The 6,035-nt window shown below is 44.0% G+C and carries 4 protein-coding genes and 1 pseudogene; 2 read left to right on the top strand and 3 right to left on the bottom strand.

Features of this window, described 5'->3' with window-relative positions; translation table 11 throughout:
• From BG32_RS06955 to BG32_RS06970, 3 genes and pseudogenes are all read right to left on the bottom strand, one after another.
• Nucleotides 1-281 (bottom strand): annotated as a pseudogene (locus BG32_RS06955) (succinylglutamate desuccinylase); the annotation flags it as partial.
• The gene (locus tag BG32_RS06960) at nt 263-859 is read right to left on the bottom strand and encodes a hypothetical protein (protein WP_147434861.1); all 597 of its coding nucleotides are present in this window, start codon (nt 857-859) and stop codon (nt 263-265) included. The gene BG32_RS06960 and the pseudogene BG32_RS06955, both read right to left, overlap by 19 nt.
• 912 nt (nt 860-1,771) lie before the next feature.
• Nucleotides 1,772-3,043, bottom strand: coding sequence for a fasciclin domain-containing protein (locus BG32_RS06970; protein ID WP_099772993.1), 1,272 nt, complete (start codon nt 3,041-3,043; stop codon nt 1,772-1,774).
• Nucleotides 3,044-3,573: 530 nt separating this feature from the next.
• Between BG32_RS06970 and BG32_RS06975 the strand changes: the two genes are divergently transcribed.
• Nucleotides 3,574-5,340 (top strand): ATPase, encoded by a 1,767-nt coding sequence (locus BG32_RS06975; protein WP_014731944.1) that lies wholly within the window; start codon nt 3,574-3,576, stop codon nt 5,338-5,340.
• Between the two features lie 66 nt (nt 5,341-5,406).
• Nucleotides 5,407-6,035: ABC transporter ATP-binding protein (locus BG32_RS06980; protein WP_147434862.1), on the top strand; the 629-nt coding region annotated here is incomplete at its 3' end.

Consider the following 6,035-nt stretch of genomic DNA (forward strand, 5'->3'; position numbering starts at 1 on the left):
CTACCTTGAGAGGGGTTTGAGACTTCGAGAAGAACGACATATGCATCTGAATTGTCTCCGATCTCTCTGTGAGTCAATCCTCTCAGATTCACTGGAGATTCCTCAAGTCTAATGTCTATGCCCTCGATTTCAAGCATCATCTGAGTCATAATTGCCAGTTCGGCCGCTTCCTGATGAAAGACGATCGCATTGTTCACTGGATACTCGGGTGAGGACTCATGTAGATCGCAAACGAGATCGATGTCTTCTTCAAGAACGAGATTCATGATCGCTGCGGCCACTTTCTCTGTAGAGTAACCATTCTCCTTCCGGGAAAGGTCCTGTTCAAATTGGAGACTTCTCCCCCCCCAAGGGTGGCTCCAGTTGGATGCAGATATATTGTCGGATCGGGCCACTGGGCGATTGGATTAGTTCTTCGAGAACCGAATCTGAAGACTCTTTCCGATCCGTCCGGTAATTCTATTGAGAAGAACTGAGGGGCTCCTTCCATAGCATCGTTGTGAGTGAATGCGCTGTGATTTGATCTAGGAATTACGTAAACTGTTCCCGAAAGAGCTGATACATTCTCGACGAAAACAACTGCAGCGAGCGTCCCGCCCGGCTCGTTTGGGTGAGTTCCCCCAAGAAGCAAAAACCTACCGCCCTCCTCGGCGCCCCTGATTATATAAACTTCGGTATCTAGCATAGTTCCTTCAATTGAAGGTAGCCATTCACTGAGCATTTTGATTTCTGTCACGCCTGAGCCGGGAATAATTGGGGGATCTTCCCACATGGCGGTAAACGAAAAGGCCGAAAGTATTACAACAACTGCAACTGAAGCGGTAAAAGCCAGGAATTTGAAATGTCTTTTCAAGCGCATCAATCCTTTCCACTCCGAGAGAAAACCTGATTAGCAATCCAAGCGATGATGATTGTAGGGTATTCGATACTTGATCAGGGATCCGGGAGACTTGTAAATGATGATACTACATAATAGTGATTATACTACTTTATCGTATTAAAGGTCGCCTTGGAGAATGTCAATCCGTTTCAAATGCAACGAATCGAAAAGTCTATACAACCAAACAAATTTGTGCAGAGAACCGTTTGGCATTCGCAAAACTCAGTCTCACAGCCCTCATGACGTGTTCACTGCGATCTTCGTTCGACACATTGGATTCATCCAGATAATGGGACCATTAGTTTTTGCTGAAAGCAAAACAGTGTAGGTCTCTCGCAAATTAACAGGTGTTTCAAATTAGATAGCTTGGGATTCTCGATTCTGGTTTTCATGACTTTTTTGTTCAGACTGCTTCTTGGCCCTTTGATTTTGAAATCTTCATGGTTTCGTTTCTCGCAGTAATTGTTATCAAATTTCTATGGGAAACAGTGAAGGAGTTTCCCCGAAGACGATCGATAGTTTCATCACACACTTTGCTTCCGATCTCTGTGACGTCGGTGAGCGCAGGTGCACTCTCTGCAAATTCGTAAGCATCAATTATGAGCTTGGATCTCTTGTTGCCTCCTTGGGAGCCGAGAATGCAGCTGTCCTCTCGGCCGTCGTGATGCCGGCATCATTTGTAGGGATGTCACCACGTGATCAACAGAAAGATTAAATATCGCAGCTTTTTAGCGGACTGATAATAGGGATTATGTTATTCTCAGTTGCTGACCACTTTGGAGGCGCACGAGGAAAGGTTCGTACTTTGGCCTTTGGTAGCATGTTTTCATCGAGGGTTTTGAGATCCCTTTTCAGAAAGATTGCGGATCGGAAATCTAAATCGCTAAAAAACTACTTCGTGACCAGAAGCGATTCAATTATGTGAATTACGCCATTGCTACATAGAATATCGCTTTCAACTATCGGAATGGAATTGACTAACAAGTCTTCTTTCATCTCGAAGTGCAACGGCTTTCCGATTAGAGAGAGGAGCGTGTTAGAGATCTTCAGTTCCGACAGCAGGTACTCATTCGGAAGAATGTGGTACTCGAGTACCTTTCTTAATTCATTTGCACTGTAGAGGAAGGCTTTATCGCTCTCTTTTAGCTCGAGAAAAGCTTCATTAGTCGGAGCAAAAACCGTTAAACGCTTATTTTCACTCAACTCACTGCAGATACCGGTTCTCTTCAAGAGTTCCGCCATAATATCTATTCCGTTTGCTTTCAGAGTCTCTTCAATCGTTGAAAGCTTGGTCCTTGAATCTTCGTGAAACATAACATGATCAACGATATTGATCATTCCGTTGCTGGCTTCGATGTCGCTCAGAATTACAACTGTTTTCTGGGGACCAATTCGCGGAGGAGTTGTGCCTAACACAATAGTTTCTCCAAGAAGCGATCTAATAGAGCCTCTCTCAAAGAGTTCTTCAACCGAGAAGGAACCTTCCACAATATGAAAAAGCAATATATCCCTCAGCCGTGCCGGATCTCTGAAAAGGTTCTCCATTGTCTCGGAAGGCAATCTGGCGAACGCGACGTCGCTGGGCATAAATACAGTGCACAAAGTTTCGCCTTTCAGAATGTCTATAACACCAGTTTTTTCGAGGGCAAAGACGGCCGTATCTAGAATACCAGTGTTTCTCATGACCTGAACAATATCCGGTTCTTCATGAGGAAAGATCACTGAATCTATGATGTGAATAATACCGTTCGTGGCTTCGATATCTCTTATTAAGATCGATGAACCGTCTACCTTGATTCCTCCCTTTGAATCTACAGAAAGGGTTTGACCCAGTAGTGTAACAAAGTTGGGTCGCTGGACGATCATGCTTGAAGAGAATTTGCCTTGAATTATATGATATTTAAGGACTCTCTGAAGACGAACCACGTCATTAATCAAATTCGCTCTGGTCAATTCAGGGAGCTTCATAAATGCGTCGTCAGTTGGCGCAAAAAATGTGAACGGCCCCTTTCCTGACAGTGTTTGATCTAACCCGGATAATTGAATGTAGCCAGCGACTATGCTCAACTCCTCAGTCTCATTTATCGTTTTGAGAATGTCTCCTTGTCCGAGTGAAATCACCGATGACAAAATCATAAACAGAAAGATGAGATTTCTCATCATAGCTCACCTCAGCTAAATTACCTCGAAAAGCATGGATCACATGAAAATTCTACAACTTGTGAAGACCTATCACGAGCAAGTATCGATGTCTAAATAAAAAACGGGAGGCGGGTAGCTAAAGCCCGTCTCCCCAGAGGACTGATAGGTTTTACTTCTTCGGTGTTTCTTTCTTTTCTTTCTTTACTTCTTTCTTTGCTTCTTTCTTCTTGTCCGCCATTCTGGACACCTCTTTTTTTTTGGCAGCTCCAGGCCGCACTATGTCAATTCTAGCACCGTTATCAGCTAGTTGCACCAAGTGTTCTAACAGCTATTCTGGCGAAAATTCTCTTCGTATTTTTTGGAGCATGCTTTATGAGATAACTAAATATTGCTCGTTTTTCTGAGTGGATAGATGATTGATTCCTTTGAAATTCTTCCAAAAAAAGCTAGATCAAATAAACATGGGATTAGTGCGGATTACACGGTCGCGGAGGAAATTGCATTGCCTGCAAGTATAATATGTTTATGTCGGATCGAGGAGGTAAACATTTATGAGAAGTATTTTAATCAATGGTGAGGTGGCTTACAATGCTCCCTCCCAGATATTTAACAGTGTCACCTTCAGGGAAATTCTTGCCGAGCTGATCAATGACTCCGAAGAAAAGAAGAATTCGCTTTTGTCTCTTTTCGAACCCTTCTTAAGAAATACAGACACGATGGAGACTTCAAGAAAATACGATATCGACGGTATCGTCGAGCTTCTTCTTGCGTTGACGATAGATCCTATTGAGAAAATCGACGGCTCATCCTACTATTCGTTTCCCAAAATGAGCAACAAAAGGGAGCTCCTTGTGAGGTTTGTTGAAAGCCTGTTTTCCCTGTGGAGAAACAAGCACAGGTTCATAGTCAAGAGAGACGAATACACGCCAAACAGATTTGACAGGATCTTCAAGCAGATGGTCCTCGTAAGAACTAACACTGATCTAAAGAGCCTGGTACTGAGCCTCTACAGGCAGATTCTGATAAATGTATCGGACATCAGGCTCAAGATTCTCAGACAGGAGCCCGGCGGAGCCCAGGTGGGTTTCATCGTAGACAACCCCGAGGTAGATAAAAGAGCTAGGGTCCCCGGAGCAGACTGGTTGTACGGAATGGCCTGTGTTTGGAGCATTGTCTTCGAACCCCCGGTCATATTTTACACAAGGTCCAATAAGAGGCATGGGCTTTTCGAAGTCCGTGACAAACCAATTCTAAGCAAATTGAATATCCCGTCATCAAACGATTGGTTTCTCTTTCCAATTCACGTAGGTTCGAAACTAATCGACGTTGTTGTGAATAAGGAGTATCTTTCTCTTGCGGCCGGGCTCGGAAATCTCTTCGAGTTGGCCAGTTTTGATATCGTAAAAAACAAGAAGCCCGATGGAATATATATTTTAGGGATAGACAACTCATTCTTCGAAAAGAAAGAAGACTTCAACGGAGTCATATACAGGGAGGACGACGGCACCTACATTGGAATAGTGGGAGACGATCCTTCTATAGACTACTTCGGGTATATGAAAAAGATGATCCTCACTATTCATAATCTTCTTGTTATCGACGAAGGGAGACTGCCAGTTCACGGGGCCCTTGCACACATAAAGCTTAGGAATGGGAAAAAGGCCAACGTAATGCTTATCGGAGATAGCGGAGCAGGTAAATCAGAGACTCTCGACGCACTGAATAGACTTCATGCCGAAGTTTCTGAAGTCAACATATTGATTGACGACATGGGATCTTTAGATATTACCTCTTCGGGTTCTGTGATTGCCTACGGTACAGAAACGGGAGCCTTTGTTCGCCTAGATGATCTTCAACCCGGGTATGCGTACTCTACTATGGACCGTAGTATCTTCATGAATCCCAACGAGATCAATGCCCGGGTAATCGTTCCGTACTCAAACTACACCGACATCATCAAGCCCACGAAAGTTGACTACTTCCTGTATGCAAACAATTACAACGAAGACAAAGATAGCGATCTAAGAATCTTTAAAGACGCTGAGGAAGCGGCAGCGGTATTTTCGAATGGTGCAAGAATGGCTAAAGGGACGACCACCGAGAAAGGACTCACTTACAGCTATTTTGCAAACCCGTTTGGCGCGATTCAACGGAGAGAAAGACATGAAGTGATAGCAGATCGCTATCTAAAAGCTATGATAGATTCAGGAGTAAGGGTCGGAGAAGTTAGGACCAGGCTAGGGATCCCCGGATATGAAATGGAAGGGCCATTAATGGCTGCTAAGGCATTACTCAAAGCAATAGACGAACAGAGCTGATCTGGTGAAAACATGAAATACAATACTTTTTCGTGATTGAGAGTTTACAAATGAGGGGTGGTAGAGTTGCCCAGGACTGTAGTTGAAGTGAAGGATTTAAAGAAGTATTACGGTGAAACTAAAGCAGTTGATGGAATCGAATTCGATCTGAGAGAAGGCGAAGTACTCGCCATTCTTGGACCGAACGGAGCAGGAAAAACCACAACAGTCGAGATGCTGGAAGGATTAAGAAAGCCAGATCATGGAACCATAGAATACTTCGAAGAGAGACTTCCTCCTTCAAGTGATAGAGTGAAGGAGGAAATTGGAGTTCAGCTCCAGTCCTCGAGTTTCTTTGAGTATCTTTCCGTGAAGGAGACTCTAGATCTCTTCAGAGGTCTTTACAGGAAAAGCATTCCTTCCAAGGATTTGATAAGAGAAGTCTCTTTGCAGGACAAAGAGAAGACGTACACCAAGAATCTCTCTGGAGGCCAGCTTCAGCGATTGGCAGTTGCGGTAGCACTGGTCAACGATCCTAGAGTGGTGTTTTTGGATGAACCTACGACCGGTCTCGATCCTCAAGCGAGAAGAATGTTATGGGAAACGATTTCGGTCCTCAAACAGCGTGGGAAAACGATAATTCTCACTACCCACTACATGGAAGAGGCCGAGAGATTGGCAGACAGGATTATGATAATGGATCAGGGCAAAATCAT

This window comes from Mesotoga sp. HF07.pep.5.2.highcov (genome assembly GCF_003666285.1).
Lineage (GTDB): Bacteria > Thermotogota > Thermotogae > Petrotogales > Kosmotogaceae > Mesotoga > Mesotoga prima.

What these genes read in the sequence shown, in the direction of transcription:
- BG32_RS06960 (WP_147434861.1), bottom strand. Translation starts at nt 859, where the DNA reads ATGCGCTTGAAAAGACATTTCAAATTCCTGGCTTTTACCGCTTCAGTT.
- BG32_RS06970 (WP_099772993.1), bottom strand. Translation starts at nt 3,043, where the DNA reads ATGATGAGAAATCTCATCTTTCTGTTTATGATTTTGTCATCGGTGATT.
- BG32_RS06975 (WP_014731944.1), top strand. Translation starts at nt 3,574, where the DNA reads ATGAGAAGTATTTTAATCAATGGTGAGGTGGCTTACAATGCTCCCTCC.